Annotated in this window: 22 protein-coding genes; 12 read left to right on the top strand and 10 right to left on the bottom strand. The window is 68.4% G+C overall.

All coding sequences use genetic code 11. The annotated features are described in order from the left end of the window. Positions 1-6: 6 nt before the first annotated feature. The 4 genes from ilvC to AC5RVZ_RS17805 all read left to right on the top strand — a co-directional run bounded on the left by ilvC (position 7) and on the right by AC5RVZ_RS17805 (position 6518). Positions 7-1032 carry a ketol-acid reductoisomerase gene (ilvC, locus tag AC5RVZ_RS17820; protein ID WP_493941723.1) on the top strand — a complete coding sequence of 342 codons (1026 nt, stop codon included), beginning with the start codon at positions 7-9 and terminating at the stop codon, positions 1030-1032. 219 nt (positions 1033-1251) lie between these two features. Continuing rightward, positions 1252-2841, top strand: a complete 1590-nt coding sequence (serA, locus tag AC5RVZ_RS17815) for a phosphoglycerate dehydrogenase (protein ID WP_494067103.1) — start codon at positions 1252-1254, stop codon at positions 2839-2841. A gap of 165 nt (positions 2842-3006) precedes the next feature. Beyond that, the gene (locus tag AC5RVZ_RS17810) at positions 3007-5820 is read left to right on the top strand and encodes an ABC transporter permease (RefSeq protein ID WP_494067102.1); all 2814 of its coding nucleotides are present in this window, start codon (positions 3007-3009) and stop codon (positions 5818-5820) included. Beyond that, positions 5817-6518 carry an ABC transporter ATP-binding protein gene (locus AC5RVZ_RS17805; protein WP_494067101.1) on the top strand — a complete coding sequence of 234 codons (702 nt, stop codon included), beginning with the start codon at positions 5817-5819 and terminating at the stop codon, positions 6516-6518. The genes AC5RVZ_RS17810 and AC5RVZ_RS17805 overlap by 4 nt, the downstream gene beginning before the upstream one ends. Positions 6519-6794: 276 nt before the next feature. On the opposite strand, the gene AC5RVZ_RS17800 is transcribed toward AC5RVZ_RS17805, so the two are convergent. After that, positions 6795-7691, bottom strand: coding sequence for a type IV toxin-antitoxin system AbiEi family antitoxin domain-containing protein (locus AC5RVZ_RS17800; protein WP_494067100.1), 897 nt, complete (start codon positions 7689-7691; stop codon positions 6795-6797). A gap of 376 nt (positions 7692-8067) precedes the next feature. Here AC5RVZ_RS17800 and metG point away from each other — a divergent pair, with 376 nt between their 5' ends. Further along, a complete protein-coding gene (gene metG, locus AC5RVZ_RS17795; protein ID WP_494067099.1) occupies positions 8068-9627 on the top strand; it encodes a methionine--tRNA ligase in 1560 nt (519 codons plus the stop codon). 2 nt (positions 9628-9629) lie between these two features. On the opposite strand, the gene AC5RVZ_RS17790 is transcribed toward metG, so the two are convergent. Both AC5RVZ_RS17790 and AC5RVZ_RS17785 read right to left on the bottom strand, forming a co-directional pair. Further along, positions 9630-10148 (bottom strand): hypothetical protein, encoded by a 519-nt coding sequence (locus AC5RVZ_RS17790; protein ID WP_494067098.1) that lies wholly within the window; start codon positions 10146-10148, stop codon positions 9630-9632. Between the two features lie 228 nt (positions 10149-10376). Beyond that, positions 10377-11783, bottom strand: a complete 1407-nt coding sequence (locus AC5RVZ_RS17785; RefSeq protein WP_494067097.1) for an APC family permease — start codon at positions 11781-11783, stop codon at positions 10377-10379. A 183-nt stretch (positions 11784-11966) separates the two neighbouring features. Here AC5RVZ_RS17785 and AC5RVZ_RS17780 point away from each other — a divergent pair, with 183 nt between their 5' ends. Continuing rightward, positions 11967-12293, top strand: a complete 327-nt coding sequence (locus AC5RVZ_RS17780; protein ID WP_494067096.1) for a cupin domain-containing protein — start codon at positions 11967-11969, stop codon at positions 12291-12293. A 49-nt stretch (positions 12294-12342) separates the two neighbouring features. On the opposite strand, the gene AC5RVZ_RS17775 is transcribed toward AC5RVZ_RS17780, so the two are convergent. Further along, on the bottom strand, positions 12343-14859 hold the full coding sequence (locus AC5RVZ_RS17775; RefSeq protein ID WP_494067095.1) for an ABC transporter permease: 2517 nt from the start codon (positions 14857-14859) through the stop codon (positions 12343-12345). A gap of 2 nt (positions 14860-14861) precedes the next feature. Beyond that, on the bottom strand, positions 14862-15635 hold the full coding sequence (locus tag AC5RVZ_RS17770) for an ABC transporter ATP-binding protein (RefSeq protein WP_494067094.1): 774 nt from the start codon (positions 15633-15635) through the stop codon (positions 14862-14864). 223 nt (positions 15636-15858) lie between these two features. Here AC5RVZ_RS17770 and AC5RVZ_RS17765 point away from each other — a divergent pair, with 223 nt between their 5' ends. Continuing rightward, positions 15859-16980, top strand: coding sequence for an LCP family protein (locus tag AC5RVZ_RS17765; protein ID WP_494067093.1), 1122 nt, complete (start codon positions 15859-15861; stop codon positions 16978-16980). A 210-nt stretch (positions 16981-17190) separates the two neighbouring features. On the opposite strand, the gene AC5RVZ_RS17760 is transcribed toward AC5RVZ_RS17765, so the two are convergent. The 3 genes from AC5RVZ_RS17760 to AC5RVZ_RS17750 all read right to left on the bottom strand — a co-directional run bounded on the left by AC5RVZ_RS17760 (position 17191) and on the right by AC5RVZ_RS17750 (position 20226). Beyond that, positions 17191-18015, bottom strand: coding sequence for a DUF2382 domain-containing protein (locus AC5RVZ_RS17760; RefSeq protein ID WP_494067092.1), 825 nt, complete (start codon positions 18013-18015; stop codon positions 17191-17193). A gap of 240 nt (positions 18016-18255) precedes the next feature. Next, on the bottom strand, positions 18256-18957 hold the full coding sequence (locus AC5RVZ_RS17755; protein WP_494067091.1) for a response regulator: 702 nt from the start codon (positions 18955-18957) through the stop codon (positions 18256-18258). Between the two features lie 87 nt (positions 18958-19044). Further along, the gene (locus AC5RVZ_RS17750; RefSeq protein WP_494067090.1) at positions 19045-20226 is read right to left on the bottom strand and encodes a sensor histidine kinase; all 1182 of its coding nucleotides are present in this window, start codon (positions 20224-20226) and stop codon (positions 19045-19047) included. A gap of 124 nt (positions 20227-20350) precedes the next feature. Here AC5RVZ_RS17750 and AC5RVZ_RS17745 point away from each other — a divergent pair, with 124 nt between their 5' ends. From AC5RVZ_RS17745 to AC5RVZ_RS17735, 3 genes are all read left to right on the top strand, one after another. Beyond that, on the top strand, positions 20351-21415 hold the full coding sequence (locus AC5RVZ_RS17745; RefSeq protein ID WP_494000022.1) for a 3-isopropylmalate dehydrogenase: 1065 nt from the start codon (positions 20351-20353) through the stop codon (positions 21413-21415). Positions 21416-21479: 64 nt separating this feature from the next. Continuing rightward, positions 21480-22583 carry a branched-chain amino acid aminotransferase gene (locus tag AC5RVZ_RS17740; protein WP_494067089.1) on the top strand — a complete coding sequence of 368 codons (1104 nt, stop codon included), beginning with the start codon at positions 21480-21482 and terminating at the stop codon, positions 22581-22583. Between the two features lie 126 nt (positions 22584-22709). Continuing rightward, positions 22710-23084 (top strand): DUF1304 family protein, encoded by a 375-nt coding sequence (locus AC5RVZ_RS17735; protein WP_494067088.1) that lies wholly within the window; start codon positions 22710-22712, stop codon positions 23082-23084. An 82-nt stretch (positions 23085-23166) separates the two neighbouring features. Here the strand turns inward: AC5RVZ_RS17735 and AC5RVZ_RS17730 are convergent, their stop codons facing one another. Together AC5RVZ_RS17730 and AC5RVZ_RS17725 are read right to left on the bottom strand one after the other, a co-directional pair. Next, positions 23167-23787: a hypothetical protein gene (locus AC5RVZ_RS17730; protein WP_494067087.1), complete on the bottom strand. Its 621-nt coding sequence runs from the start codon at positions 23785-23787 to the stop codon at positions 23167-23169. A 63-nt stretch (positions 23788-23850) separates the two neighbouring features. Further along, the gene (locus tag AC5RVZ_RS17725; protein WP_494067086.1) at positions 23851-24249 is read right to left on the bottom strand and encodes a DUF7793 family protein; all 399 of its coding nucleotides are present in this window, start codon (positions 24247-24249) and stop codon (positions 23851-23853) included. Positions 24250-24478: 229 nt separating this feature from the next. On the opposite strand from AC5RVZ_RS17725, the gene AC5RVZ_RS17720 reads away from it, so the two are divergent. Next, positions 24479-25270 carry an MBL fold metallo-hydrolase gene (locus AC5RVZ_RS17720; protein WP_494067085.1) on the top strand — a complete coding sequence of 264 codons (792 nt, stop codon included), beginning with the start codon at positions 24479-24481 and terminating at the stop codon, positions 25268-25270. 63 nt (positions 25271-25333) lie between these two features. Beyond that, positions 25334-26107, top strand: a complete 774-nt coding sequence (locus AC5RVZ_RS17715; RefSeq protein WP_493986890.1) for a fumarylacetoacetate hydrolase family protein — start codon at positions 25334-25336, stop codon at positions 26105-26107. The last annotated feature ends 461 nt before the right edge of the window (positions 26108-26568 follow it).

Below are 26568 nucleotides of genomic sequence, written 5' to 3'. Positions count from 1 at the left end.
ACCTAAGTGACTGAGCTGTATTACGACGACGACGCCGACCTTTCGATCATCCAGGGCCGCAAGGTCGCCGTCATTGGCTACGGCAGCCAGGGCCACGCCCATGCCCTGAGCCTGCGCGACTCCGGCGTCGACGTCCGCGTCGGCCTGGCCGAGGGCTCCAAGTCCCGCGCCAAGGCCGAGGCCGAGGGCCTGAAGGTCCTCTCCGTCGCCGACGCTGCCGCCGAGGCCGACGTCATCATGATCCTTACCCCGGACCAGGTCCAGGCCAAGGTCTACGCCGAGTCCATCGCCGACAAGCTCGAAGAGGGCAACGCGCTGTTCTTCGGCCACGGCTTCAACATCCGCTACGGCTTCATCCAGCCGCCGGCCAACGTCGACGTCGCCCTGGTCGCCCCGAAGGGCCCGGGCCACATCGTGCGCCGCGAGTTCGAGGCCGGCCGCGGTGTCCCGGACCTGATCGCCATCGAGCAGGACTTCACCGGCAACGCCAAGGCGCTGGCGCTCTCCTACGCCAAGGGCATCGGCGGCACCCGCGCCGGCGTCATCGAGACCACCTTCACCGAAGAGACCGAGACCGACCTGTTCGGCGAGCAGGCCGTGCTCTGCGGCGGCGCCTCGCAGCTGGTGCAGTACGGCTTCGAGACCCTGACCGAGGCCGGCTACAAGCCGGAGATCGCCTACTTCGAGGTGCTGCACGAGCTCAAGCTGATCGTCGACCTGATGGTCGAGGGCGGCATCGCCAAGCAGCGCTGGTCGGTCTCCGACACCGCCGAGTTCGGCGACTACGTCTCCGGCCCGCGCGTGATCACCCCGGAGGTGAAGGAGAACATGAAGGCCGTCCTGGCCGACATCCAGAACGGCTCCTTCGCCAAGCGCTTCATGGACGACCAGGCCAACGGCGCCAAGGAGTTCCTGGAGCTGCGGCAGAAGGGCGAAGACCACCCGATCGAGGCCACCGGCCGCGAACTGCGCAAGCTGTTCTCCTGGATTAAGTCCGACGACGACTACACCGAGGGCGTAGCAGCCCGCTAGGTCCATCCGACGGCCGGCGCCCACTGCGGGCGCCGGCCGTCGCGTTTCCGGAGGCGCCGCCGTCGTCGTCACGTTTCCCATGACCCGCCGTTTCACCGGGCCGTGCCGGCCGGCCGGTACCGGTAACAACTGGGGGACAGGGCCGCAGCCGTTCTAGACTGGACCTACCCCCATCTATACGCACGGCCATCACCATGCTTGCAGCGAAGGAACATCCCTGTGGAAAAACCAGTAGTCCTCCTGGCGGAGGAACTCTCCCCAGCGACCATCGAAGCCCTCGGGCCTGACTTCGAGATCCGGCAGACCGATGGAGCCGACAGGTCCCAGCTGCTGACCGCGATTGCCGACGTCGACGCCATCCTGGTCCGCTCCGCCACCAAGGTGGACGCCGAGGCCATTGCCGCGGCCAAGAACCTGAAGGTCATCGCCCGCGCCGGCGTGGGCCTGGACAACGTGGACATCAAGGCCGCCACCCAGGCCGGCGTGATGGTCGTGAACGCCCCGACCTCGAACATCGTCTCCGCCGCCGAGCTGACCGTCGGCCACATCCTAGCCCTGGCCCGCCACATCCCCGCCGCCAACGCCTCGCTCAAGGGCGGCGAGTGGAAGCGCTCCAAGTACACCGGCACCGAGATCTACGAGAAGAAGATCGGCATCATCGGCCTGGGCCGCATCGGCGCCCTGATCGCCGCGCGCATGCAGGCGTTCGAGACCCAGATCCTCGCCTACGACCCGTACGTGACCAGCGCGCGCGCCGCCCAGCTGGGCGTGCAGCTGGTGAGCCTGGACGAGCTGCTGGAGCAGTCGGACTTCATCACCATCCACATGCCGAAGACCCCGGAGACCGTGGGCATGATCGGTGCCGCCGCCTTCGAGAAGATGAAGCCCACCGCGTGCGTGGTCAACGTGGCCCGCGGCGGCCTGATCGACGAAGCCGCGCTCTACGACGCGCTGAAGGAAGGCAAGATCGCCGGCGCCGCCATCGACGTCTTCGTCACCGAGCCGAGCACCGACCTGCCGTTCTTCGAACTGGAGAACGTGGTGGTCACCCCGCACCTGGGCGCCTCCACCGAGGAAGCCCAGGAGAAGGCCGGCATCTCCGTGGCCAAGTCCGTGCGCCTGGCGCTGGCCGGCGAGCTGGTGCCCGACGCCGTGAACGTGGCCGGCGGCGTGATCGCCCCGGACGTCCGCCCGGGCATCCCGCTGATCGAAAAGCTCGGCCGGATCTTCACCGCGCTGACCCACGACTCGGTGACCCAGATCGACGTCGAAGTGGCCGGCGAAATCGCCGAGCTGGACGTGAAGGCGCTGGAACTGGCCGCGCTCAAGGGCGTGTTCAGGGACGTCGTCTCCGAGCAGGTCTCCTACGTCAACGCCCCCGTGCTGGCCGAGCAGCGCGGCATCAACACCCGCCTGATCACCACCACCGAGTCCGAAGAGTACCGCAACGTGCTCACCATCCGCGGCGCCCTGTCGGACGGTTCGCAGATCTCCGTCTCCGGCACGCTGACCGGCCCCAAGCAGATCCAGAAGATCGTGGCGATCAACGGCTACGAGGTGGAAATGCCGATCAGCGAACACGTGATCGTCTTCCTCTACGAGGATCGTCCGGGCGTCATCGGCACCCTGGGCCGGCTGCTGGGCGAGCAGGAGATCAACATCGCCGGCATGCAGGTGGCCCGCAACGACGCCAGCAAGCAGGCGCTGGCCGTGCTGACCGTGGACAGCGCCCTGCCGCAGGACCTGCTGGACCGGCTCAGCGCGGAGATCGGCGCCGTCGTCGCCCGGGAGGTCGACCTGCAGGACTGACCGGCGCCGCACCGTAAAGCCCGCCCGGGGCCTTGCTCCGCGCCCGGGCCGGGCGGGCTTTACGCCTACGCGCGGGTCGATTCCTCGACTGCGCTCACCTCGTGAGAACCTTAATGCCGGGTCAATTCGACCTCTGGCCTTTTTGCTGCCGTATGGAGTGATTCTGTGGAAATCCGGTTCAACGCTGCGTCACGCTTCATGCGCAGCCGTTCGCTCGTGGTGACGGTCGCCGTCCTGATCGCGGCAATGGTGCTTTCCATTTTCGTCCAGGGCCGGGCACAGGCATCGCTGACCCGGATTGTCGACGCCAACACCCGCGGCGTGTACGACATCCTGGTCCTGCCCGAGGGCACCGCCGGCGACGAACTGCGCCAGCCGGACTTCCTCAGCGGCAACGGCGGCATCGGTGCGTCGGATCTGGAGCAGGTCAGGGGGATCGACGGCGTCTCCGTCGCCGCCCCGATTTCGCTCGTGTCCAAGGTGGTCCAGGACATCGAGTTCCCGCAGCTGAAGGCCACCGACTACGTCGGTTACAACCCGAACATCGAGCAGTACCTCAAGGCCCAGGGCATCAAGGACGCGGTGCCGAAGGAAGAGTGGCCGGCTCCGGATTCCGTCTTCAACGAAGAGCCGACCAACTACCGGATCACCGCCAAGGCGGTCAGCTCCGACGGCCTGACGGACACCGTCCTCTTTGAAACAGCCGCCGAAGGCTCCCTGGGCCAGGCGAAGCTGGAGGAGCTGAAAGTACCTGGCGGCACCAGCCTGCGCACCGTGGCGCCCAAGGGCGAAACCGGCATCAAGTTCCCGGACCCGGCCGGCGGCAGCATGCACGGTGACTTCGACACCACCATCGCGCTGCCCATGCTCCCGCAGATCACCGAGACGGTGGTTGCCGTGGACCCGGCGGCCGAATCCGCGCTGCTCGGCGAGGCCGGCGACTTCCTGGCCCCGCTCAAGCAGGCACCGGAACCCACCGACCGCAACGCCCAGGAACTGGGCCAGCACTTCTCCTCGCAGTTCGGCATGGGCATGTTCTCCGAGGGCGGCGAAGGCGCCACCATCGACGGGCACCCGTTCGAGTTCTGGAGCCCGTTCTTCGTCCAGTACCAGAACGCGGTGGAAGCCGGCACGCTGGACGAGGAATCCCAGGTCATTCCCATGGTGGTCCGCTCCGGCACCGACCTGGACCTGACCTACTCGGTCACCATCGAACAACTGGACGACGCCGGCAACACCGTCTCCGAGGTCGGAACCGTCAGCAAGGAGCTGGGGGAGGGCTACCTGCCCTTCGCCTCCAGCAAGCCCTTCCAGCTGCGCTGGCCCGGCGGCGAGGACTACAACTACCTGCTGGGCTCCGGCGGCGTCCAGATGGTCGCCGGCCTGCACCAGCCGCCGGTCTGGACCACCGACTTCATGTCCAACCCGGAGTTCACCGCCGGGGACGCCGCCAGCGACGGGAGCGCGGAGCAGACCGCCACGCCGCAGGGCTGGATCCAGGTCAACAAACTGCCGGAGAAGACCCTCCAGTGGCAGCTGGAACCGGACCAGAGCCAGCGGGAACCGGTGGAAGAGCAGTCCTACCGCAGCACCGTGGATTCCGGCGGCGAATCCGCCACGCCGCTGCCCTTCGTCTACGGCACCTTCGACGCCTCCGCCGTGCGCGAGGCCGCCGGCGACGTGAACTACCTGCCGCTGGGCGGGTACGACCCGACGCCGGTGACCATCACCGAAGACGCCGAGGGCAAGAACGTCGACGACACCGTGATGAAGCCGGGCCTCAGCGGCGCCGGCCTGTCCGTGCAGTCCGCCGGCGCCATCACCGACTTCGCCGGGCTGGCCGCCGTCCGCGGCACCGGCGCCGAGGAGCCGGTCATCGACGCGGTCCGCGTCCGCGTCGACGCCGCCGGCTCCTGGGCCGACGCCGAAGACCAGATCAACGCCGTGGCCGCCGCGATCGAGGACCTCGGCCTGCAGACCCAGGTGGTGGCCGGCTCGGCCCGCGAGGACGTGTCCATCTACGTGCCGGACTACTACAAGGACGCCTCCGGCACGGTCAGCGACCTCGGCACTGTGCAGCAGTCGTGGGTCCGCCAGGGCGCGGCCGGCGAGGTGCAGGGCGCCCTGAGCGCCTCCAGCGCGGCGCTGCTGGCCCTGACCGTCGGCGGCGCGGCACTGCTGACCGCCGCCAGCGCCGTCGCCTTCACCCGCTCCCGCCGGACCGAAGCCGTGACGCTGCGGGCGATGGGATGGAACCGGCGGCGCATCCGCTCCTGGTTCCTGAACGAACTGCTGGTCGGCGGCGTCGCCGTGCTGGTGGTGGCCATCGTTGCCAGCGCCATCAGCCGCAGCGCCGTGACCCTGTGGGTGTCGCTGATCGCGCTGGTCGTATACGGTGCCGCCGCCTTCCTCTCCGCCGCCATGCTCAAGCCGCACCCGGCGAAGGACGTCGAACCGTCCGGGGCGGCCGGCGTGCCGTCGGTGAAGACCCCGCTGCAGTTCGCCGCCCGGCAGCTGAGCACCAACCGGTTCAACACCGTGGCCATCGCGCTGGGCGTCGCGGTGCTCGGTGCCGCGGCCGGAGCCCTGGTGGCGGTGCTGGCGGACATCCCGCGGGCCGCCGGCAGCACGGCGCTCGGTTCGCTGGCCGCCGCACAGCTGAGCGGCCTAAACATCGCGCTGGCCCTGCTCGGCGTGGTCACGGCGCTGCTGCTGGCGCTGATGACCACCCGGTTCGAGGCGCGCCGCAAGCGCGAACAATTTGCCATCCTCGGCGCCATGGGCTGGACGCCCACGCTGCTGCTGCAGGCCCGCCGCGGCGAGGCCGGCATCACCGCCGCCGTCGCCCTGCCGCTGGCGGTCATCGGCGCCGTCGTGACCGCCCTGTTTATTGCACCCCATACCGCGGTGTGGGCCGCTGCCGCTGGCATCGCGGCCGTGCTCCTCTGGTTTGTTTTGATGACAAGGACCCGGAAATGATTGAAGAACCCCTGACCCGCGCCGCCACCAAGGAGCGCACCGCGGACCACGCCATGCCGGTGGAGCTGCGCGGCATTACCATCCGGTACGACGGCGGTGCCGAGCCGCTCGTGATTGCCGAGGACTTCGACCTCGGCCTGGAAGCCGGCACCATGCACTGCCTGGCCGGCCGCAGCGGCTCCGGCAAGACCAGCATCCTCACCGTGGCCGCCGGGCTGCAGCAGCCCACCGCCGGCGAGGTGTTCTGGCAGGGCGACGCCCTCAGCACGATGGACGACGACGAGATCTCCGACCGCCGCCGGGCCCTGATTGGCTACGTGGACCAAGGCGGCGCGCTGATCGACGGCATGAGCGCGCTGGAGAACGTCCTGCTGCCGGCCGTGCCCGACGGCAAGGTGGAAGAGCGCACCGAGATGGCCAAGGACCTGCTGGACCTGGTCGGGCTGGGCCGCCGCATGCGCCACCGTCCGGGCCAGCTCTCCGGCGGCGAACGCCAGCGGGTGGCCATCGCCCGGGCGCTGATCCTGGGCACCAAGGTCCTGGTGGTGGACGAGCCCACCGCCAACCTGGACCGCGAACAGGCCAACAAGATCATCCACATCCTGAAGGACACCACCAAGGACGGCATTGCCGTGCTCGTGGCGTCCCACGACCAGGAACTCATCAAGGCCGCAGACAGCAGCACTCGGATGAACTAGGCGTCCCGCGCAACGTCCCAGGCGGGCCGGCGGCCCGAGGGAACAGGGCACGTCCAATCCTCCGCGCGCGTAAACATGCTGGCGGGCCGGGACGCCGGGAGACCCTGACGTGCCGGCCCTACGATCCAGGCCGGCGCCCGTTCGCCACCGTCACGCGGCCGGATTCCAGGCTCGGTGCCTCCGGTGCAGGGTAAATCCTTCAGTGCAGGGTCCATGCCGCCTGCACTGACCGAAAAACCCTGCACCGGGCAACGGGACGCGCCGTTCGCCGTTGTCCTAAGCAGCCGGGGGCCGACCGCTTGCGTAGACGGCCCGGTTGTATGCCCTGGCGATGCGGTTCCTCAGGGTTGCCTCGTGGTCCAGCTCCGGCCAGCGGACGCGGACAAAGCTCCAGCCGCATTCCATCAGGGCAGTTTCTCGTTTCCGCTCCTCCAGCAGCACAAAGTCAGTCGGCGCCCGGCCGTACTTAGTGTCGCCGTCGAACTCCAGGATCAGCATCAGTTCCGGCCATGCCAGGTCTGCTCGATACCGTCCGCCGGCTGTGTCGATCTCATGCTGCAAAACCGGCGGCGGGAATCCCCATTCGATCACCTTGAGCCGGAGCCTGGTCTCGCCTGCGGATTCGCTCAACTGACTCGCGGCGGCCAACACTCGTCGGGCTTTACGGACATTCGCGTAGCCGGTCTGTTTGTCGAGGATTGCAGCGATTCCATCCCGGCTGGCGCCGCCATGCAGCGCCGAATCTGCAATGACCGTCGCCATGTCAAAAGGCAGAAGCTTGGCACAGTCGACGACGGTGCGTTCCTTGCTGGTCAAGCGGAGGCCGTCCAGCGCCGCCACTTCATGATCGGCAAGCGTCAGCTGGTGCCGAACCGCGCCGGCGGAATTGTCTCCGTGCCTCGTTCCCTGGGCCACGTGGATTTCACCGGGCGCGTTCCAGACATCCATGCCCCACAGCCGGGCAGCCGAGACGTGGGTGTAGACCAGCTCGGAGCGTGTACCAAGATGATGGGCGCGGATCATCCAGACATCGCGATCCCACGGCCTCAAGGTCCGCCAGTACGCTGCCGAGGCATAGACACCGTGCCTTACTCTCACGATGTTCCGCACCCGGAGCGCTGTAGCTATCTCGCTCTCCTCGTAGTTTGAGTGACGCAACTCTGAAAAGGTCATCAGCCTGGCTGGAGGGATCTCCACCAACCGGGGAGCAGAAGGGGCAGGCATGGCACCAACGTGCCCCAACTCCCGCCCGCCGTCGATCCCGGCGGCCCATCTGTGGATAAAGCGCGACGGCGGCGCTGCCGGCGCCCCGGCGGCGGCGCGCCTCGCCTGGCGGCGCTGCCGGCGCCCGGCGTCGGCGTGCCACGCCTCGCCGGGCGCGGCACTGCCCGTGCCCGGCCACGGCCCGCGCTGCTTGCCTGCTTACGGCACCGCTCCAGGCCAACGCCGGCCCCCGCCCCGCGTTCCACTCAGAGCCACGGCCTACCACGCACCCACCGCGGGCGTCGCACATTTCGACACCGCCGAACGCAGAGGGTAATTTCATAGGGTGACCGCATCCGAGCCCAAGCCCCCGTTCTACATCACCACGGCCATCACGTACCCCAACGGCGTGCCGCACATCGGCCATGCCTACGAGTACATTGCGACCGACGCGATGGCGCGCTTCAAGCGCCTGGACGGCTACGACGTCATGTTCCTGACCGGCACGGACGAGCACGGCATGAAGATCGCCCAGACCGCCGCCAAGGAGGGCATGACCCCCAAGGAATTGGTGGACCGGAACACTGCGGCCTACAAGTCGGCCCATCAGGTACTGGAGATCTCCTACGACCGGTTTATCCGTACCACCGATGCCGACCACTACGCCGCCTCGCAGGCCATCTGGAAGAAGATGGAAGAGGCCGGGGACATCTACCTGGGCAAGTACGAGGGCTGGTACTCTGTCCGCGACGAGGCCTACTACGCCGAGGACGAGACCGAACTCCGCGACGACGGCAAGCGCTACTCCATCCAAACCGACACCGAACTGACCTGGACCGAGGAGGAGAGCTACTTCTTCCGGCTCTCCAACTACCAGGACAAACTGCTCAAGCTCTACGAAGAGCACCCCGATTTCGGCGCCCCGCGCAGCCGCTTTAACGAGGTCATCAGCTTCGTCAAGGGCGGCCTGGAAGACCTGTCGATCTCCCGGACCACCTTCGACTGGGGCGTGCCGGTCCCCGGCAACGACAAGCACGTCATGTACGTCTGGGTCGACGCCCTGACCAACTACCTCACCGGCGTCGGCTACCCGGACACGGAGTCGGAGGCGTTCAGGAAGTTCTGGCCGGCCGATGTCCACGTGATCGGCAAGGACATCTCCCGCTTCCACGCCGTCTACTGGCCCGCCTTCCTGATGTCGGCCGGCCTGGAACTGCCTAAGCGCGTCATGATCCACGGCTTCCTGAACAACAACGGCGTGAAGATGTCCAAGTCGCTGGGCAACGTGGTCGCTCCCGCCGAATGGGTGGCACAGTACGGCCTGGACCAGGTGCGCTTTTTCCTGCTGCGCGAGGTTCCCTTCGGCGCCGATGGCTCCTACAACCACGACGCCGTGGTCGGCCGGATGAACGCGGACCTGGCCAACAACCTGGGCAACCTCGCCCAGCGGTCGCTGTCCATGGTGGCGAAGAACTGCGAGGGCAAGGTCCCGCAGCCCGCGACGCTCGCCGCCGAGGACCACGAACTGCTGGCCCGCGCCGAGCGCCTGCTCGAGAAGTCCCGGGCGGCCTACGAGGTCCAGGATTTCCACGGGTCGCTCGAAGCCATCTGGACCGTGCTCGGCGACACCAACGCGTACTTCGCGGAACAGGCCCCGTGGGTGCTGCGCAAGACCGACGTGGAGCGGATGAACACCGTGCTCTACGTGACGCTCGAGGTGCTGCGCATCGTCTCCATCCTGGTCCAGCCGGTCATGCCCACCGCGGCGGGCAAGCTCCTGGACGTGCTGGGACAGGACGACGACGGCGCCCGCGACTTCGCTGCCATCGGCACGGCTTTGGTGCCGGGCACCCCGCTGCCGGCGCCCACGCCGATCTTCCCGAAGTACGAAGAACCGGCCGGGTAGCCTTACCCGCCCGGCAGGAAGCGGCGGGCCGCAGTAGCGGCCATGATCCGCTCCACCCGCTTCTGCTGGTCCACGGCCTTGGCTTCCAGTTCTTGGAAGCGGGTGGCGTCAAGCCGGTGGTCCTTGGGCGCCAGGAGGGTCAGGACCTGCCACATGCACTGCTTGCCGCGCAGGGCGGACAGCAGCGATTCGAGTTCCAGCTGGGCGCCCACCCCGCCCGAAGCGCGCGTGGGGTTGAGCGGGTTCACCTTGCTGGCGATGGCGGCGGCCATCGAGCCGAGCTGCTTGAGCTTGTTGCGCCGGTAGCCGAGGCTGCGGTGCAGGGCCTTCAGTTCCTTGCGCTCTGCGGACACCTCGTCGCGCAGCTTCCGGAACTCGGCCTCCTCCGGTGTTCCCGCCCACGCTTGCCGGACCGCGTCGAACAACTGCACGCCCGCAGCCGAACCCACCAGGTGGTAGTCCAGATAGGCGGCGAGGTTCTCCTGGTCCAGGGTCCCGGTCCGGTGTTTCTTAGCGGCCATGGCCTTCCTTCCTGCTGGCTCTCATCACGCCCGCGGCCGCTCTCATCGGGCCGCCGGCGTCGTCGTCACGGGGACGGCCTCCGCCGTCGTTGTTTCACTGTCCTTACCCACCCATGCACCGGGTCAATCGCCCGAGCGCCGTCAATCGGCAGCTCCGGTCCATCGACTGCTTCGGTCAGGTGCCCGGTGCGGCCAAGCGCCCGGTTCGATCCGTACGCCCCGGTCCCGTCAACCGCCCAGTTCCTCCGGGCTGCGGAACCGCGTCTTCCTGCCGTACGCGCCGCGGTTCCAGAGCCACGTGAGCAGCCAGAGCACCAGGCCGAGGCCGATCAGCACGCCGGCAATCTGGTATTCGATGGGATCCTGCGCCCACGGGCCCACCAGGAAGAGGCAGGTGGCCATGCCGAGGTAGGGCAGCACGGTGGGGGTGCGGAAGTGTTTGCGGCCGACCGGTTTGCGGCGCAGGACCAGCACCGCCAGGTTCACGATCGTAAAGACGCCCAGCAGCAGCAGGGCGGTGGTGCCGCCCAGCGCGGCGACGGTGTCGGTGCCCATCAGGTTGGTGACCACGAAGATCAGGACGAACGCAATGAGCGTGGTGAAGATGATCGAGGCCCAGGGCGAGCGGCGGTTGGGGTGGACCTTGCCCAAGAACCGCGGCAGCACGTCCTGGCGCGCCATGCCGTAGAGCAGGCGGCTGGCCATCAGCATGTTGATCAGCGCCGTATTGGCCACGGCGAACATGGACAGGAACGGGTAGATGACGTCCACCGGGAAGCCCGGCGCGCCGACTGACACGACTTCCAGCAGCGGGGTCGGGCTTTCCGACAGCTGCCCGATCGGCACGATGGCCACCGCGGTGATGGACACCAGCACGTACACGATCACGGTGATGCCCAGGCCGGTCAGCATGACCTTGGGGAAGGTCGTGACCGGATCCTTGGTCTCTTCGGCCATGTTCACCGAATCCTCGAAGCCCACGAAGGAGAAAAAGGCCAGCGAGGTTGCGGCGGTGATGGCCAGGAAGACGCCCTTGTCCTCGGAGGTCTCGAACACCATGACCCGGCTGAAGTCGACATTGCCCTGGCTCATGGCCCAGAAGCCGATGAAGATCACGATCAGCAGGCCGGTGAACTCCACCACCGTCAGGACCACGTTGAACTTCACCGACTCGCTGACGCCGCGGAAGTTGATTCCCGCCAGGACCGCCATGAAGATGATCGCCACCCAGGTCACGCCGGTCTGGTTCCAGTCCAGGTTGAACCCGGCGATGAAGTTCTCACCCAGGAACTTGGCGGCGGTGGAGGCGGAGGTGATGCCGGAACTGAGCACGGCGAACGTCACCAGGAAGGTGAGGAAATGGACGCCGAAGGCCTTGTGCGTGTACAGCGCGGCCCCGGCGGCCTGCGGGTACTTGGTGACGAGCTCCAGGTAGGAGAACGCGGTGATGGTGGCCACGACGAACGCGAGCAGCAGCGGAGCCCACGCCGCGCCGCCCACCTCGCCGGCCACCTGTCCGGTCAGCGCGTAGACGCCCGTGCCCAGGATGTCACCCACAATGAACAGCAGCAGGAGTTTGGGTCCTATGGCCCGTTTCAGCTCCGGTTGCTTTTCGGTTGCGGTGGAACCGCTCATGCCCTTTCCTCCGTCCACACGGCACTCTGCACTGGTCTTGTGCGGCCAACGTAGCATCAGGGCCCGCCGATGTCTCCGCCGCGGCGTCCACCTGTGGGAACGGGAGGCTGTATTGCCGTTCCCCAGGCCTGCGGGTGCGCAGTGAGTAGAGTGTCGCTACCCGCCGACCGGAAGGCCGCTTCGATGACCTACAAGGCCCTGTCCCTTGCCAGCCTGCGTCCCGCCTCGGGAGCCGCCGTCTTCCATGGCAGCGAACACGGCGCCCACGCATCCTTCTTCGTGAACTCGCGCGGTGCCGAACGCCACCGCCATCCCTACGAGGAAATCTTCGTACTGCTCGACGGCGAGATCGACTTCACGATCGACGGCCAGTCCGGCCACGCGGGCGCGGAAACCGTGGTCGTCATCCCGGCGTACGCCTGGCACGAGTTCACGGCCACCACCGCGGACGGCGTGAGGATGGTGAACATCCATCCCGTCGCGGAAGTGCAGACCGAATGGGCCAGATAGCCGCCGTCCCGCGCCGGCCGAAGCCCGGGCTGGGACGGCGGCGTCCCGGCTATACCGTCGCCAGGCCTTCCACGGGGGAGAGGCGGGCCGCGCGGCGGGCCGGCAGCATGGAGGCCAGCAGGCCGGCCACCACGGCCACGGCCAGGACGCCGAGCAGCTGTAGCCATGGGACGTCCGGAACCACGGTGGCGAACGCACCGAGCGCCGACTGCGCGCCCAGCCAGCCGTAGACCACGCCGAGCGCCGATCCGATCAGCGCGGCGACCCCGGCGATGAGCACGGCCTCCAGCGCCAGCATTCCGCGCAACTGCGACGTGGTCAGCCCGAGCGCCCGCAGCAGCGACGACTCCTGCGTGCGCTCCAGCACGGAGAGCGAGAGCGTGTTGGCCACACCCACCAGCGCGATCAGCACCGCCACGCCCAACAACCCGGTGACCACCAGCAGCAGCACATCGATCACCTGGTTGAACGCGGCACGTTCCACGGCGGCGCCGGACACCTGGTATTCGTCCACGTCCAGCCCGGCCGCCAGCTCGGTCCGCAGCTCCAGGAGCGCCCCGGCATCCAGGTCCCGGTCCACGGACACCCACAGCTGCGGCAGCGCGGAGTAGTAGTCCGGGGAGTCGGCGGCGGGCGGCTCCGGCACGCCGATCTCGGCGGCCATGGCGGCGGAGATCAGCGGCGGCAGCGTGCGGCTGTCGGCCTCCACCACGGTCAGTTCCTTCGACCCGCGGCTGCCGGTCACGGTCAGCGTCTCCAGGCCCGAGCCCTGCGGCATCAGAACGGTGTTCCCGTCCAGCTCCAGCGAGCCGTCCTGCAGCAGGCCCAGCTGCTCCGGCGCCAGCTGGTACACGCCCGTCCGCTGGCCGTGCACGTCGGCAAAGCCGCCGTTCGTGACCAGGCCGGCGGCAGCGACGCCGTCGTACGTGACGGCGGTGGCCGCGGCGGTGCCGTCCAGCGGTTCCCCGCCGAGCGTGAGGTGCCCGACCGCCAGGTCCACGGGATACTCCGCGCCCAGCTGCGCGTCGAACGCGGTGCGGGCGGTCTGCGCGCCGGTCATCATCATTGCCACCAGGGTGACGCCGATCAGCAGGGCGGTGGCCGTGGCGGAGGTCCGCCCCGGGTTGCGCACCGCGTTCACCGCGGCCAGCTTGCCCGGCACTCCCGCGGGCCTCGCGAGCGTGCCGACGGCGGTGACCAGCGGCGGCACGAACAAGGTGGCGCACAGCAGCAACCCGATGAAGGAGAGCATGCCGCCGGGCAGGGCGGTCAGCAGGTTCGCGGACAGCGCTCCGAAGGCCAGCAGGACGGCGCCGCCCACCGTGAGCGCGACGCCGATCGCGAGCCGGACCTTGCCTTTGCTGTTGCCGGTGCGCGCTTCGTCGGCCGGGCGCAGGGCGGCCAGCGGTGCCACCCGGGTGGCGGCATGTGCCGGAGCGAGGGCGGCCAGCACGGTCATCAGGACGCCCGCCGCGAGGCCGACGGCGACGGCCGACGGCGGCACCGCCAGCGCGGCGAACTCGGTGTCCGGTTGCCCCTGCAGCACGGCGATGACGCCGGCCATCAGGGCCACCGCCCCCAGCACGCCCAACACGGAGGCTCCGACACCGACCAGCAGGGCCTCCGCCAGCACGGCGTTCCGGATCTGCCCGCGGTCCGCGCCGATGCAGCGCAGCAGCGCCAGCTCGCGGGTCCGCTGGGCGATCAGCACCGAGAAGGTGTTGGCTACCACCAGCGCCGAAACCAGCAAAGCCACCAGCGCGAACGCCAACAGCACAATGGTCAGCTGGTCGCTGCCGCCGGTGAGGCCGGCCACCACGGCCTTGGTCTGCTCCGCGGCCGTGTTCACGGTGGCGTCGCCGAAGCCGGCCTCCGCCAGTGCCGCAGCCACCGAGGCCTGCACCGCGCCGGCAGCGGCGCCCGGGGCCAGATCCAGCTGGATGTTGTGCAGCTGCGCTCCGGCCTCGCCGGCCAGCTGCCGCACCAGGGCGCCACCGGCGAAGAACTGCGCCTGGCCCATCATGAACGGGTCCTTGGACGGCTTCACGATTCCGGAAACCGTCAGCCCGGTCCCTGCGGCGGCGAGGTCCTCGGCGGCCACCATTCCGGCGGCCGGCGCCAGCTCCAAGGTGTCGCCGACCGCCAGCCCCTGCTTCCCGGCCGTTCCGGCGTCCACGGCCACCTCACCCTCCGCCGGCAGGACGCCTTCCACCAGCTCCAGGTGGTTCAGTCCGTCGGGGGCCGTGTTCTGCAGAACCCCGTAGCCGGCGTCGGCCGGGGCTCCGAACGCGACCGGTGCCATCTCCTGCGCGTACACCTCGCCGATGCCCTCGGCGGCAGCCACGGCCTCGACGGCCGCCGCGTCCAGCGGCCGGTCCGGAGGGCCGGACACCACCAGGTCGGCGTTCCGGAAACCGGCGCCGATGCTGTTGCCCAGCGACGCTTCGGTGGACGCGTTGACCATCAGCGTGGCGGTCAGGAACCCCACCGCCATCACCACGGCCAGCCCGACGGCGATGAACCGCCGCGCGTGCTGCCGCACCTGTGCAAGCGCAACCTGCAGCATGGTCAGGCCCCCAGCTTGGCCAGGGCGGCCAGGATCGCGTCGGTGTCGGGCCGGTCCAGTTTGCCGACCAGCGCGCCGTCGTTCATCAGCACCACCCGGTCCGCGTAGGAGGCGGCCACCGGATCGTGCGTGACCATGATGATGGACTGGCCCATCTCCCGGCAGGACCGGCGCAGCAGCGAGAGCACCTCCGCGCCGGACTTCGAGTCAAGGTTGCCGGTGGGCTCGTCGCCGAACACGACGTCGGGGCGGGTCAGCAGCGCCCGCGCCACGGCCACGCGCTGCTGCTGGCCGCCGGACAGCTCGTGGGGCCGGTGCGCGAGCCGGTCGGTCAGGCCGAGCGTTGCGGTGACATAGCGGAACCACTCCTGGTCCACCGAGCCGTTGGCCAGGGAAATCGGCAGCGTAATGTTCTGCTCCGCGGTCAACGTGGGCACCAGGTTGAAGGCCTGGAACACGAAGCCCACGCGCTCGCGGCGCAGTCTGGTCAGCTGGGAGTCGTTCAGCGAGGTAATCTCGGTCCCGCCGATCCAAATGTTGCCCGCATCAGCGCTGTCCAGCCCGGCCAAGCAGTGCATCAGCGTGGACTTGCCGGAGCCGGACGGGCCCATGATCGCGGTGAACGAGCCGGCCTCAAAAGTGGCGTCCACCTCCTTCAGGGCGTGCACGCGGGTGTCGCCGGTGCCGTAGGTCTTGTTCACGCCGCGGGCCGCGGCCGCCGGGGTGGCGCCGCCCGGGGCAGCGGCGGCGGGGGTTTGCTCAGTACTGGTCGTCATACCCTTACGCTATGGAAACGGCGCCTGGTGCGGATCAGCCGCAGGTCTGGTCTCCGCTGCCCGCCGGCTCATACCCAGGGTGGAGGGCACCCGCCCCAGGGTGGAGAACAGCCGCCCCGGTGAGGAGAGCACCCCGCCGACGGGAGGGGCTGTCTGAGCGGGCGCAGCGCTGTCATGCGGTGAAACCTTTGCGCAGCGGTCGGGTAAGCGGGAACATAAAGCCATGAAACTTGCCCGCCTCGCAGCGCTCCCGCTCGTCTCCCTTCTCCTCCTGACCGGCTGCGCGCCGAAGGCCGAGCAGCCCCGCCCGCTGCACTCGGCAACTCCCAGCCCCAGCAAGGTCGAGACCGGTAAGATGCCCGAACCCCTGGCCGAGCTGGCCACGGCCATCTACGAGGGCGGTGACGTGGCGGCCAACAAGATGACTGCCGGTGCGCTCGCAGACCGCACCCCGGTCGAAGCCAAAACCACGGTCAAGGCCGCAACCGGTAAATGGAACGGGCAGGAGATGGCCGTCCTGACCTCCGGCGACGACGTGACCCTCGCCGTCGACAAGGACGGAACGTGGACGGCGGTGGGCGGCTGGTGGCCCTCGCTCGACGTCGACAAAACCGTTCTGGGCGGCAAGCGGCACGTGCTGCTCATAGGCTCCGACGCGCAGAAGAGTAAGGGCGAGAAGGTTCGTGAAGCGCGGGCCGATGCCCTTCAGGTGATCGGCGTGGACGGCAAGGGCGGAGGCGGCATCCTGGGCATCCCGCGGGACCTCTGGGTGGACATGCCGGGCGGCGGCCAGGCGAAGATTAACGCGGCCATGATGCGGGGCGGGCCCAAGGCACAGCAGAAGGTCGTGTCGGACGTGACCGGCCTGAAGGTGGAGGGCTACATCCTCACCGGTTTCAGGCAATTCGAGGACCTGGTCGATGAAATAGGCGGCGTCACCATTGACGCCCCGATCCCGGTGCTGGACGTCAAGGCGGGCAAGGGCAAGCTCGACGGCGAGACGGCGCTGGACTACGCCCGGGAGCGGAAGACCCTGCGCAACGGAGACTTCGGCCGCTCCGCACACCAGGGGGTACTGTTGCTCGGATTCGCCGCCGTGGCCAAGATGAGCGGGCCGGCCGGGCTGGTCGACCTGCTCACCGCCGCCGATCCGCTGGTCGAAACCAACCTGAGCGCGGAGCAGGCGCTGACGCTGGGCGCCTGGGTCTACAAGACCAAGCCGGCCAAGGTAGGGCACCAGGTCCCCGAGCCCGGCTTCGGCTACAGCGCCGACGGCCAGTACATGCTGCCCATGGATGCCAAGACCCGCAAGATCTTCGGTTCCTTCGCCGACGGCAATTTGTAAGCACGCCGTCGAACGGACTTTTGCATCGGACTGGAACAGCTGCTCAGCGATCTCCTGACCGGACAGCCCTGAGGCGATGAGAATGCCTCGCGCTCGCAGTGCTACGGCAGGGGGCTGCCGGCGGCAGGTGGCGCCCCTACTGCCCGGGCAAACGAAAGGCCGGGGCGGGAGTGCTCCCTGCCCCGGCCTTTCGCGTCGGCCAGCCCTGGGCTAGCGACGACGGGTGTCGTTGTCTGTGCCGTCGGTCTCGATGTTTTCCTTACGCACCTCTTCGTCGACCCTGACCTCGTCGGTGACGGTGTCCTTTTCGAGCCGGACCCGTTCCACCGGGACGGTCTCCTTCTCCACAACCGGCCGTTCCTCGTGGAGCGTGACCTCGTGTTCCTCTTCGCTCAGATCGGGGCCCGCCATGGCGTCACCGCGGTTGGCGTCGGTGATCGGTTCGCGTTCGATGCGCACTTCCTCGCGCTGGACCGGAACGGTCGTGGTGACATTTTCGGTGGTGACGTACTTGCGCAGCCTGGCCCGGCCGGTCGCCTGCTTCTCGGTGCCGACATGCAGGCGCTCCTCGGAGCGCGTCATGGCGTCGTCGGTCGTGGGACCGGAGGTGTCCCGGCCCACCGTGCCCGGTGCGTCCTCGGTGTACGTGCCGCGGGCATCGTCGGTATTGGTGTAGTCGGTGTCCCGGCCGCTCGTGGCGTCGGTGTAAGTCCGGCCGCCGCCCAGCTGATAGTGCGCGTAGAGCCGGTCCTCCTCTGCGGGCTCAAGGTAGCCGTCCACGTCAACCCGCGGGGCGTCCTTGATCTGGTCCTTGGTGTAGGGGACCACAATGTCGTTGCCCTCCACGCGGGCGGCTTCGAGCGGGACGAACGATTCCGAGGAGCCGAACAGGCCGGTCTTGGCCGTTACCCACGTGGGGCGGCCGCTGTCATCATCGGCGTAGACCTGGCCGATGGAGCCGATCTTGTCTCCGTCAGTCGAAACGACGTTTCCGCCGCGGCTGAGCAGGTTGTTAATTTGTTCTTGGGCGAGCATGGTATCTCCTTCTCGATCGATGTCTTTTGGAGGGTACGGACGCCCGTGTTGAGCGCTATCCGTGCGGCCCTTAACGATTTAACCTAAGCATGCTTATTAATCTTTGGCAAGGCCTCGGAAGTGTGCAGCCGCAGGCGGGGCAAAGGCTTTCGTAGCCGCCCTGGGCAGGGCGCCGCGGCCGGTCCCACCGCAAGGACGGATGGGAAATCACGTCCGTGCAGGGGCGCGGGCCGGAGCCCGCTACGGGCTGACCACTCCGGTTTCGTAGGCGATCAGCACGGCCTGCACCCGGTCGCGGGCGTTCAGCTTGGCGAGGATGTGCCCCACGTGCGTCTTCACCGTGGCCTCCGACAGGAAGAGCCGTGCGGCGATCTCCGGGTTCGACAACCCCCGGGCGATCAGCGTGAACACCTCGCGTTCCCGCGGGGTCAGCGACTCGACCGCCCGATGGTTCCGGCTGAGGGACGGACTGGGGGTGCGCAGCAGCGGGACCACGTGGTCCAGCAGCCGCCGCGTGGTCGACGGGGCGATGACGGCGTCTCCCCGGTAGACGGTGCGGATGGCTTCCAGCAGCTCCTCCGGCGGCGCGTCCTTGAGCAAAAATCCGCTGGCCCCGGCCTGGATGGCGGCCAGCGCGTATTCGTCGAGGTCGAACGTGGTCAGCACCACCACCTTCAGCTCGGCCCGGTCCGAGCCGCCGGGCTGCGCCGCGGCGTTCTCGAGCAGCCTGGCGGTCGCCTCAATCCCGTCCATCCCCGGCATCCGCACATCCATGAGCACGACGTCGGAGCGCACCGTGGCGAGCGCGGTCACCGCTTCGCGTCCATCGCCTGCCTCGGCCACCACCTCGAGGTCGGGCTGGGAGTTGATCAGCATTTTGAAGCCGCCGCGGACCAGCTGCTGGTCGTCCACCAGGGCAACGCGGATAGGGGAATCGGTCATCGGGATCTTTCTGGGTCGGCGGTCCGGCCGGCTGGCTGCGAAGGCTCCGCCGAAAACGGCGGCCCGGTCCGGCGGGCGTGCCGGGGCTCAGGCTTCGGTGTAGGGGATGAAGGCGCGGACGCGGAATCCGCCGCCGGTTTGCGGAACGGCCTCCACGGTTCCATCGTAAAGCGCCAGCCGTTCGGCCATTCCCGTCAGGCCCTGTCGGCTGCCGGCGGTGGCGGGATCGGCGGCGGCGCCTCGACCGTCGTCGTCAATGTGCAAGCCGAGCCCGCGGGCGGTCCAGTGCAGGTGGACCCGGGCGGAGGCTTCCGGACCGGCATGCTTGAGGACATTGGTCAGGCCTTCCTGCACCACTCGGTAGGCCGTCAGCTCGGCGCCGGCCGGCATCGGGCGCCGTGGCTCGCCGGACTGTTCCAGCTGCACCGTGAGCCCCGAGCGCCGGACGGTTTCCACGAGGGTTTCCACGTCGGCCAGGGTCGGCAGCGGCCGGGTGGACGCGACCTCGTCCCCGCGCAGTACCCCCAGCAGCCGGCGCATGTCCCGCAGCGAGGTTCGCCCGGTGTCCGCGATGGTCGCCAGGGTATTCGTGGCCACCGCCGGGTTCTGCACGCTGGCGTACCGGGCGCCGTCGGCCTGGGTGATGATCACCGAGAGCGAGTGCGCCACAATATCGTGCATCTCGCGGGCTATGTGGCTCCGCTCGTCGGCGGCGGCCAGGTCCCGCTCCTGCTGCCGCTCCACCTCCAGCCGGCGGGCCCGGTCCTCGAGCGCCCGCACCGTGAGCCGGCGGTTTCGCACCAGGTCGCCGAAGGTCCAGCAGACCAGCACGACGGCATCAATGGCCACGAGCGCGATCAGGTAGAAGGGGGCGGTGCCGGCAGTGAGCGGCTCGGTGATCATGTACCGCACCACGTAGAGGGCACCGCCCAGCAGCGCCAGCACCAGTCCGCCCAGGCTCGCCCAGCGCGGCCCGTAGGCTGCCAGCGAGTACACCGTGGCCAGGACAAAAATGTGGGCCGGGACCGGCTCGGCCAGGAGCGCGACGTTCAGCAGTGCGGCAACGGCCATGGCCACGCCGGATTGCCACGGGCGCGTCCGCCGCCAGGCCAGCGGAATGATGAGGAGGGCGGAGAGGGTAAACGGTGCCAGGCTGCCCATCGCCACGTAGGACAGCGGCAGCACGGCGAACGCCGCCAGCATCAGGATCAGGTCGACCTTGCCGGTGTTGGCCTGGAGCCAACGGTAGATGTTGTGGTGCATGCCCATGACGGAAAACTCTAGGCTGTGAAGACCGCGGTCCGCGTCATGCCCAGGTCTGAGCTCGGGCACGAATGTTCACATTCTGGGACGGTTTGCCCAGAATGTGGAATGGTTTCCTAAACTTGAAGCCATGAGCGCAGCAGCGAAGGCATTCTCCCTGGCAGTCATTCCCGGCGACGGCATCGGACCGGAGGTCGTGGCGGAGGCGGTTAAGGTCCTCACGGCGGCCACTGCCGACGGCGGCGCCACCTTCGACCTGACCGAATACCCGCTGGGCGCCGAGCACTGGCTCGCCACCGGCGAGACCCTGCCCGAGGAGACGCTGGAGCGGCTCCGCAAGCATGACGCGATCCTCTTTGGCGCCGTCGGTGCCGCCCCCGGCGACACCCGGATTCCGTCCGGCGTCATCGAGCGGGAAATGCTGCTCAAGCTGCGCTTCTCCCTCGACCACTACGTGAACCTGCGCCCGGCGAAGCTGCTGCCCGGCGTCCCCAGCCCGCTGGCGAACCCGGGCGAGGTGGACTTCGTCGTCGTCCGCGAAGGAACCGAAGGGCCCTACGTGGGCAACGGCGGCGCCCTGCGCGTGGGCACCCCGCACGAAATCGCCACCGAGGTCTCGGTCAACACCGCCCACGGCGTGGAGCGCGTGGTCCGCGATGCCTTCCGCCGCGCGTCGGGCCGACGCAAGAAGCTCACCCTGGTGCACAAACACAACGTGCTGGTCCACGCCGGGCACCTGTGGCGGCGCACTGTGGAGACGGTCGGCGCCGAGTTCCCGGACGTCGCCGTCGACTACCTGCACATCGACGCGGCCACCATCTTCATGGTCACGGACCCGGCCCGCTTCGACGTGATCGTCACCGACAACCTGTTCGGCGACATCATCACCGACCTGGCCGCCGCCATCACCGGCGGCATCGGCCTGGCGGCGTCGGGCAACATCAACATGGACCGCACCGCGCCGTCCATGTTCGAGCCGGTCCACGGCTCGGCGCCGGACATCGCCGGCCAGCAGAAGGCCGACCCCACGGCGGCCATCCTGTCCGTGGCCCTGCTGCTGGAGCACCTGGGCCTCGCGGACGCGGCCGCCCGCGTGCAGCAGGCGGTGGAGCACGACGTCGCAACCCGGGGGAGTGCCTCCCGCACCACTGCCGAAATCGGCGATGCGATCACCGCCGCTTTGGCAGTAGGGTAGTTAACGGTTACTAACCAGAATCATTATTTGACGCACAAGGGCGTGCCCTCACCGCGGAGGAACCATGACTGAACCCCTCGAATTTAGCCAGCAGCTCTCGGAACGTCCGAAGAGCGCCGAGGAGCGCGCCGCCATCTTGGCGAACCCGGGCTTCGGCAAGCACTTTACGGACCACACGGCCGTCGTTGACTACAAGGTCGACGCCGACGGCAAGGGCAGCTGGTCGAATGCGCGGATCGAGCCGTACGGGCCCATCATGATGGATCCGGCCGCCGCGGTGCTGCACTACGGCCAGGAGATCTTCGAGGGCCTGAAGGCCTACCAGCACGACGACGGATCCGTCTGGACCTTCCGGGCCGAGGCCAACGCCGCCCGCCTGAACACGTCGGCGCGCCGGCTGGCCCTTCCGGAGCTGCCGGAGGAAACCTTCATCGAGTCCCTGCGCCAGCTGGTCACCACCGACAAAGCCTGGGTTCCCTCCGGCGACGGCGAAGCGCTGTACCTGCGTCCGTTCATGATCGCCACCGAGGCGTTCCTGGGCGTGCGCCCCGCCCACGAGGTGTCCTACCGCGTGATCGCCTCGCCGGCCGGCAACTACTTCGGCGGCGAGCTCAAGCCGGTGTCCATCTGGCTCTCCGACCGCTACTCCCGCGCCGGCGAAGGCGGTACCGGCGAGGCCAAGTGCGGCGGCAACTACGCCGCGTCCCTGGCCGCGCAGCTGGAAGCCGAAGCCAACGGCTGCCAGCAGGTGCTGTTCCTGGACAAGTTCAACGACAACGCCATCGAAGAGCTCGGCGGGATGAACGTGTTCTTCGTGTTCAAGGACGGCAGCCTGGTCACTCCGGAGCTGAACGGCCACATCCTGCACGGCGTCACCCGTTCCTCGGTGATCGAGCTGGCCAAGGACCGCGGCCTGGACGTGCAGGAACGCAAGATCACCATCGACGAATGGCGCGACGGCGTGGCGGCGGGGGACATCACCGAAGCCTTCGCCTGCGGCACGGCCGCGGTGATCACCCCGATCGGCGAGCTGAAGGCCGACGGCTGGAGCATCGCCTCGCCGAGCGCCCAGTCCGGCGACGTGTCCATGTCCATCCGCCAGGAACTGCTCGGCATCCAGACCGGCGCCGTGGAGGACTCCCGGGGCTGGCTCACCCGCTTGGCCTAACCGCCCCTTGGCCTGACCACCCGTCTGGCCTGACCGCCCGTCTGGCCTGACCGCCCGCCTGGCCTGGGCACCCGCCTGGCTTAAACGCCGCTTCCGTTCGGGCACCGGCCGGGCCACACTGGGTCCATGACGGTGGCGGCGTACGTCCTGGCGGCGCTCTTCGGAGTGATGTTGATTGCCGTTGGCGCGGCGGAGGCCTTCTTCTACCGCGACCAGCGCTTCCACCGTTTGTTCCTCATCCGGCAGGAGGACGTGGGGGCGGTGCGGCTGTGGACCATCAACGTGGGCTTTTACAACATGGTCTGGGGGCTGGGCGCCCTCGCCGGCGTGATCATCGCCGCGGGCGGCAGCCCGGCCACCGGCGAGACCATCATCGTCTTTACGTGCATCGCCCACGTGATCCTCGGGGCCGTGCTCTGGTTCTCGGAACGACGCCTGTGGCAGAGTGCGCTGGCCCAGTCGGTCCTGCCGCTGGTGGTCCTGCTCTTGTTGTACCTCTGAGTCGGGACCACGACGGCGGGGGACACCGTCCGGGCCCGCCCACCTTTCGGGGCCCCTCGGGGAGCCCCGGAAGGTGCTGCGGCTAACGCTTCCGGGCGGCGGCCTTGCGCTCGGCGGCCTTCCGGGCCTTTTTCGAGACCGGCTTCAGCGACTTACGCTCGGCCTCTTCGGCGGCGATCCGGTTCTTGCGGGCGTCCACCAGGTCGTTCCACAGCGCGGTGGCAAAGCTGCCGCCGTCCCGCGCGTAGACCTCGTACGGGAACGAAGCGAAGATCCCGGCCGGCGTCGCCGTCCCCGGGAGTTCCTTCCCGCTCTTGAGCGCGTAGGCGTCGCCGAGCGCCCAGATTTCCGACAGAAAACGGGCCAGGTTCTCGCGGATAAACACATTGGCGTCCGGGGCGTCGGCAGCCTGTTCCAGCAGGGCCTGCAGCCGGGAGGACGCCAGGGCCGTTGCGGCTTCGGCGGCATTCGCGCCGCCCCCGGCGGCGGCCTCGAGTTCTGCGGAGAACTCTTGGACGGCGGTTTCCCAGTCGGTCGTCTCGCGGTTTTTCTGCCAGGTGGGGAACCACACAATGTCCCCGTTGGCGTGGTTATGGATGTGCTGCATCCCGCTGTTGCGCTCGGCCACCGCATGGTCGTGCTCGGCCACGTCATATTCGGCCAGCAAATCGGCCAGGGACGTGGTGTTCTGGGTATCCGCCATGAAGTTTTCCTATCCTGCAGCTGCAAATGGTTCCATCAAGGGCAACCCAGCCGCAGCCCGGACTTATTCCGTCTCCACCGTGGCAAGGCGTCCGGCATGTGTCGCCAGCCACTGACGCGCCTCGGCCTCGCCGTCGAAATATCCCGTCGGGAAGTCATCTTTCGCGAAAATCCGCACGAAGAAGCTGGCGAGCACCCGGTCGACCGCCCCGTTGCCGAGCACCGCGAGGGCAACGCACGGCGTGAAGGTATCGGCGATCAGCCGCGCCTCCGGAGTCACCCAGCGCACGCCGGCCATTTTCAGCAGCACCGCTACCTGCCGGTCTCCGGCGACGTTGAGGAGGTGGTCGACGATGTGCTGCGCGAGCTCGGCTCCGACGCTGAGGCCGCGCCGGACAGTCAGCACCAGGAGGCCATCCCGGCCAAGCTGCACGTCGTACTCTGAGTGGACTTCCGCGAGCACTGATCCCCCATCCGGCCGGGAAGATGCGCGCATCGCCCAGCCCTCGTCCGGCCGCCGTTGGCGGGACTGCAGGTGCCTAGCGTAGCGAACATCGTCAAGCCGCCGGTATTGGCCCGGCAAGTGTGACGGCCGCCATTCGGCCCGGCGCGAATGACGATGGCGGCGCCTTGCCTCCCGGCGGCCGCCTCCCCGGGGCGCCGGCCTGCGGCGCCGGGCGGGGAGTGCGAGGATGAATCCTGTGACCGCTGAACTGAATCCCTCCCTTGTCCGCAGCAGTGAACTGACCCAGTACCGGCTGGCCCCCAACCCGGGGCCGATGAGCCTGGACGGAACCCAGTCCTACCTGATCGCCGCCCCGGGGAACAGGGGAGTGGCAGTTGTCGATCCCGGGCCGCTGGACGAGCAACACTTGGCTGAGCTGGCGGCGGCGGGGGAGGTGGAACTGGTCCTGATCACCCACCACCACATCGACCACACCGAAGCGAGTGAACGCTTCCATGAACTGACCGGTGCTCCCGTGCGTGCCCTGGATAAAGCACTCTGTTACTCCGCCGAACCACTGCGCGACGGCGAGGTGATTCGGGCGGCCGGGGTCGACATCCGCGTGCTGGCCACGCCGGGCCACACGGCGGATTCGGTGAGCTTCCATCTTCCCGACGACGGGCCCCATGGCTCGGTGCTCACCGGCGACACGATCCTGGGCCGCGGCACCACCATCATCGCCTACCCGGACGGCAGGCTCGGCCCGTACCTGGATTCGCTGGCCCGGCTGGAACTCCTTGGTCCGGCGAAGGTCTTGCCCGCGCACGGCGGCACGCTCCCGGACCTGTCGGCCATCTGCCGCGAGTACGCCGACCACCGCAGGCTCCGCCTGGACCAGATCCGCGCCGCCCTGGAGCACCTCGGGGCCGACGCGACCGTCGGCGCGGTCACCGACCATGTCTACGCCGACGTCGACCCGGCCGTCCGCTTCGCGGCCGAATCCTCCGTCGCCGCCCAGCTCGAGTACCTGCGCGGCTGAGCGGTGCAGGTTCGGGCCCGTCCCGTTTGAAACCCGCGGGCAGGAAACCAGTAGGCTGAACCCATGCGCATAGCCCGGTTTGTCCTTGAATCCGACCCCCAGTACGGCATCGTCGAAGGCGAGGAGGGGAGCGAACAGATCACCGTCATCGCCGGCGACCCGTTCTTCAACGGCATCCAGCCCACCGGTGCCCAACACAAGCTTGAGGACGTGCGGTTGCTCGCCCCGATCATTCCGCGCAGCAAGGTGATCGGCATCGGCCGCAACTACGCCGACCACATCCAGGAAATGGGCAACGAGACGCCGGCCGCCCCGCTGATGTTCCTCAAGCCCAACACCTCGGTGATCGGCCCGAACGAGCCGCTGGTCCTGCCCGAATTCTCCGACGAAGTCTCCTACGAGGCCGAACTCTGCGTGATCATCGGCCGGATCTGCAAGGACGTCCCGGTGGAGCGCGTGGACGAGGTCATCTTCGGCTACACCTGCGGCAACGACCTGACCGCCCGGGACGCGCAGCGCACCGACAACCAGTGGGCCCGCGCCAAGGGATTCGACGGCTCGGCCCCGCTCGGCCCGTGGATCGAGACCGAACTGGACACCGAAGACCTGGCCATCCGCGGCCGGCTCGACGGAGAGCTGAAGCAGGACGGCAATACCTCGCAGATGATCTGGGGCGTCAAGGAACTGGTCTCCTACGCCTCCCAGGCCTTCACCCTGCTCCCCGGCGACGTCATCATGACCGGCACCCCCTCCGGCGTCGGCACCATCGAATCCGGCCAGCGCTACGAGGTCGAGATCGAGGGCATCGGCACCCTGTCCAACACCGCCCGCCGCTGATCCCATGCCGGCACGCCGCCGCTCCTTCGGTGTCTTCGCGCTTGGATCGCTGGCCACGTTTTCCGTGGCGGCCCGGGCCACCCACTACTGGGGCGGCCCGGACTGGCTGGCCGGGACGTTCCTGGCGGTCGGCATCCTGTTGGCGCTCTATTACCTCTACCGATACATCCCTAGGGGGCACAGGGCTGGGCGGAGCAGGCGTAGAGAGTCGTGAATCCCGTACGACTTCGTAGGGACTCAGAGATGGCGCGTTAAATGGAGTCCTGGATGTAGTAGTCCTCGCACTCATCAGAGCACCATCTGCGGACCCTGTGATCAGCCAGTGGTCTCTTGCATTGCAGACAACGGTTGCGGTGCTGCCGCCATCTCTTAACTATCGTTGCAGCCAATTTCGATCCCCCAGATCTTTGGCGCTCCCCTGTAGACAGAGCATAGTCAATCGGAGCCAAAAAAGAACCGGT

The sequence above is a fragment of the Arthrobacter sp. Cza30 genome, from assembly GCF_059090765.1.
The sequence above is the reverse complement of the archived record's forward strand: the minus strand, read 5'-3'. Positions and strand labels throughout refer to the sequence as shown.

What these genes read in the sequence shown, in the direction of transcription:
- AC5RVZ_RS17755 (WP_494067091.1), bottom strand. Translation starts at nt 18,957, where the DNA reads ATGACCGATTCCCCTATCCGCGTTGCCCTGGTGGACGACCAGCAGCTG.
- AC5RVZ_RS17775 (WP_494067095.1), bottom strand. Translation starts at nt 14,859, where the DNA reads ATGCTGCAGGTTGCGCTTGCACAGGTGCGGCAGCACGCGCGGCGGTTC.
- AC5RVZ_RS17750 (WP_494067090.1), bottom strand. Translation starts at nt 20,226, where the DNA reads ATGGGCATGCACCACAACATCTACCGTTGGCTCCAGGCCAACACCGGC.
- AC5RVZ_RS17765 (WP_494067093.1), top strand. Translation starts at nt 15,859, where the DNA reads ATGAAACTTGCCCGCCTCGCAGCGCTCCCGCTCGTCTCCCTTCTCCTC.
- AC5RVZ_RS17800 (WP_494067100.1), bottom strand. Translation starts at nt 7,691, where the DNA reads ATGACCTTTTCAGAGTTGCGTCACTCAAACTACGAGGAGAGCGAGATA.
- AC5RVZ_RS17760 (WP_494067092.1), bottom strand. Translation starts at nt 18,015, where the DNA reads ATGCTCGCCCAAGAACAAATTAACAACCTGCTCAGCCGCGGCGGAAAC.
- AC5RVZ_RS17770 (WP_494067094.1), bottom strand. Translation starts at nt 15,635, where the DNA reads ATGACGACCAGTACTGAGCAAACCCCCGCCGCCGCTGCCCCGGGCGGC.
- AC5RVZ_RS17745 (WP_494000022.1), top strand. Translation starts at nt 20,351, where the DNA reads ATGAGCGCAGCAGCGAAGGCATTCTCCCTGGCAGTCATTCCCGGCGAC.
- AC5RVZ_RS17720 (WP_494067085.1), top strand. Translation starts at nt 24,479, where the DNA reads ATGAATCCTGTGACCGCTGAACTGAATCCCTCCCTTGTCCGCAGCAGT.
- AC5RVZ_RS17785 (WP_494067097.1), bottom strand. Translation starts at nt 11,783, where the DNA reads ATGAGCGGTTCCACCGCAACCGAAAAGCAACCGGAGCTGAAACGGGCC.
- AC5RVZ_RS17715 (WP_493986890.1), top strand. Translation starts at nt 25,334, where the DNA reads ATGCGCATAGCCCGGTTTGTCCTTGAATCCGACCCCCAGTACGGCATC.
- AC5RVZ_RS17780 (WP_494067096.1), top strand. Translation starts at nt 11,967, where the DNA reads ATGACCTACAAGGCCCTGTCCCTTGCCAGCCTGCGTCCCGCCTCGGGA.
- AC5RVZ_RS17805 (WP_494067101.1), top strand. Translation starts at nt 5,817, where the DNA reads ATGATTGAAGAACCCCTGACCCGCGCCGCCACCAAGGAGCGCACCGCG.
- AC5RVZ_RS17735 (WP_494067088.1), top strand. Translation starts at nt 22,710, where the DNA reads ATGACGGTGGCGGCGTACGTCCTGGCGGCGCTCTTCGGAGTGATGTTG.
- AC5RVZ_RS17740 (WP_494067089.1), top strand. Translation starts at nt 21,480, where the DNA reads ATGACTGAACCCCTCGAATTTAGCCAGCAGCTCTCGGAACGTCCGAAG.
- AC5RVZ_RS17730 (WP_494067087.1), bottom strand. Translation starts at nt 23,787, where the DNA reads ATGGCGGATACCCAGAACACCACGTCCCTGGCCGATTTGCTGGCCGAA.
- AC5RVZ_RS17790 (WP_494067098.1), bottom strand. Translation starts at nt 10,148, where the DNA reads ATGGCCGCTAAGAAACACCGGACCGGGACCCTGGACCAGGAGAACCTC.